A 2438-nucleotide genomic window follows, 5' to 3' on the forward strand; every position below is an offset into this window, starting at 1 on the left:
AACCACAGCGGGTTTCCAAAGCGCTTTATTGATTTCAATACTATTCTGGCAAAAACACGGTTTTGTTGAAGTGACGAATCAACAAGCGAGCGAGAGCTACGGTGAATATGCCAAAGTCATGATGCTAGCGCTTTAAAACACTCGTAACGTTCCTAATTCACTCGCCCATAAAAGGTTTTGCTTGCCGCTTCGAAAAGTGCAATTCCAGGTTGTGAATTATAGGCGAGAACAGACAGCATACGAGTGGTCTCTCCTTGTGTTGGCGTGACTCGATGGATAGCATTTCGACCACGGAAAAGCACCAAAGCGCCGGGTTCGCTTTTCAACCTTTTTCCGACACTCCAGAGCGGGTAATATAACGGCATAGCCTTTCGAGTTTACTTCTATCCTGTGCGTTGCTCATCATGACACCTGCATGGAGACTGAAACCTGCCACTTTTGTGGCACAGCCTAGTGCAAGCCCTTGCTCTGCCATAGGTGCAGTGGTTTGCAAGGTAAAGACCTTTCGTCATTGCCGTCACCATTCCTTTCCACCCATTTCTACCAACCGAGACGCGGCTCGTCGAAAGGAAAAGGCGAGATCATTGGCGGACGAAAATTGTGCCAGTGACACCCCAATTCGACCCGTCGCCGACCACTCATAATATTTCCCCTCTTTGGTGCGAATCATGGTGGTCGCAAAGGAACTCGAGTTTCCTCCCTTCTCATTGACAATCAATTCTTCATCTCCGTCACTGCTTTCGACTTGCGCTTCAAAATCAACAAACAATTCGTCGAGCGGGACTTGTGCCGCCAGCACCAAGCGGGTGCGAGATTCATAACACGCATCAATGAGGGTCACGAATCGTCGTGCTTCGTTGAGGTGATTGGCGTCCAGTTGGGGGACGCGTTCCATGATGATGACCGGAAATCGGCGGCAGAGGGAAATATAATCGGCCGCCCCGAGCGGTTGGTAGCACAACTCGGAAAAGTCAAACCAGGCGCACCGGTCATTCAATCGGGCGACCTGGACGGTGCGACCAAAGAGGACGGGAATGATCTCGGCCTCAGTTCCGGATGCAGTGCCACCAAATATTTCTTCCAACTGCGCCTGCATGCCCCTATTAATACTATTATCGCCATGAACGTCCTTGTTTGACCAAAAATAGGATTGACCATCCGCTCGACTTTCGAGTCGATAATCCTTCTTGGAATCCTCCATGGAAATAATGTCGGACGTGTCTTTCAACATGTCGATGAATGGCAAAAAGAGGGAGCGGTTTATGCCTCCCTTATACAAGGCATCGGGGGCTCGATTCGAGGTGGCCACCATCACGACATTCCAATCCAATAATAGTGAAAACAGTCGCTTCAAAATCATGGCATCGGCAATGTCTGTCACTTGAAATTCATCGAAACAGAGGAGTTGGGCTTCTTGTGCCAATTGTTGCGCAATGATGGGAAGTGCATCACCTCGTGGGTGCTTCTGTTTGTAGATAAAGATTCGATGATGGACGTCTAGCATGAATTCATGAAAGTGGACGCGGCGTTTGGTAATCTTTGTGTGTTTAAGGCTGTTATTATTACAGCAAGAATCATCATCAGGAACAGTAACCGACGCGTAAAAGAGATCCATTAAAAAGCTCTTGCCGACCCCGACCGGTCCATAAATGTACATGCCTCGCGGTGGTGTACCAAAAAACCACAAATGGAACTTCTTTCGAAGAAAGGACTGGGCGGATGCCATAGACCGCGCCAGTAACAGTGGACTGCTGCTTGTAGCGCTGCTCTCTGTCGGATCGTCGGTGCGTACGGGTACTGGTGGGAGCAAGGCAAGAGACTCGTGCAGGGCATCGAATTTTGCCGCCAGAGCGACTTGCGCGTCATCTCGTCGCACCTCCCCCGCGTCCACCTTGAGTTCATAAGCCGCTGCCACGGGCCCTGTCGAGAAGCACCGCCGAGCGACGCGATGTTGTGCTATTATCCTTTTCATCATCATGATTGTCTTCATCGTTTTCGTCTTCATCGATTTATCTTGTCCCGTGTGGCGCTGAGGCGGCGTCACAAACCTAAGTTGATTGTGTTTGTGTTCATAGTTATACCAGCGCGTAAACGTTAACACCCACCGCCCGCCTCTTCTAGACTTTTGACCCCATGAGAAGCCCCATCCGGGCGTTTTAAACAGTGACTCAGCAAAAAGGTTGTCGTTACTCGCTCTGGGGCAACTGTATGATGTCGTTACGCCCAGTTCATACGCTTTTGCTCGCGAGTTTGGCGAGTTTGGGGTCAGATCAAAAACTAATCATTTTGGCGAATCATGTGATGCTTTATTGACTAATGCTCATTGTCATCATGTGACATTGTGTTTCTAGTTTCTTGATCTGACCCCAACACTTATTGGTGTTCCTCTTTAGGTTTTGATCTTTTAAACCTCAATGGCGTAAATACAAAGCCACATT

Annotated in this window: 2 protein-coding genes and 1 pseudogene; all 3 read right to left on the reverse strand. The window is 49.0% G+C overall.

The window, feature by feature from the left end:
* Positions 1–152 precede the first annotated feature (152 nt).
* Positions 153–365: a hypothetical protein gene (locus TY87_RS22300; protein ID WP_232617220.1), complete on the reverse strand. Its 213-nt coding sequence runs from the start codon at positions 363–365 to the stop codon at positions 153–155.
* A pseudogene (locus TY87_RS23035) lies at positions 329–508 on the reverse strand (IS91 family transposase); the annotation flags it as partial. The gene TY87_RS22300 and the pseudogene TY87_RS23035, both read right to left, overlap by 37 nt.
* A gap of 9 nt (positions 509–517) precedes the next feature.
* Positions 518–2005, reverse strand: coding sequence for a cell division protein ZapE (gene zapE, locus TY87_RS22310; protein WP_198432174.1), 1488 nt, complete (start codon positions 2003–2005; stop codon positions 518–520).
* Between the last annotated feature and the right edge of the window lie 433 nt (positions 2006–2438).

The organism is Marinomonas sp. BSi20584 (assembly GCF_002792415.1).
Classification (GTDB): domain Bacteria; phylum Pseudomonadota; class Gammaproteobacteria; order Pseudomonadales; family Marinomonadaceae; genus Marinomonas; species Marinomonas polaris.

Bases quoted from the DNA above. Each gene is read 5' to 3' on its own strand.
- TY87_RS22300 (WP_232617220.1), bottom strand. From the start codon at position 365: ATGCCGTTATATTACCCGCTCTGGAGTGTCGGAAAAAGGTTGAAAAGC.
- zapE (WP_198432174.1), bottom strand. From the start codon at position 2,005: ATGAAGACGAAAACGATGAAGACAATCATGATGATGAAAAGGATAATA.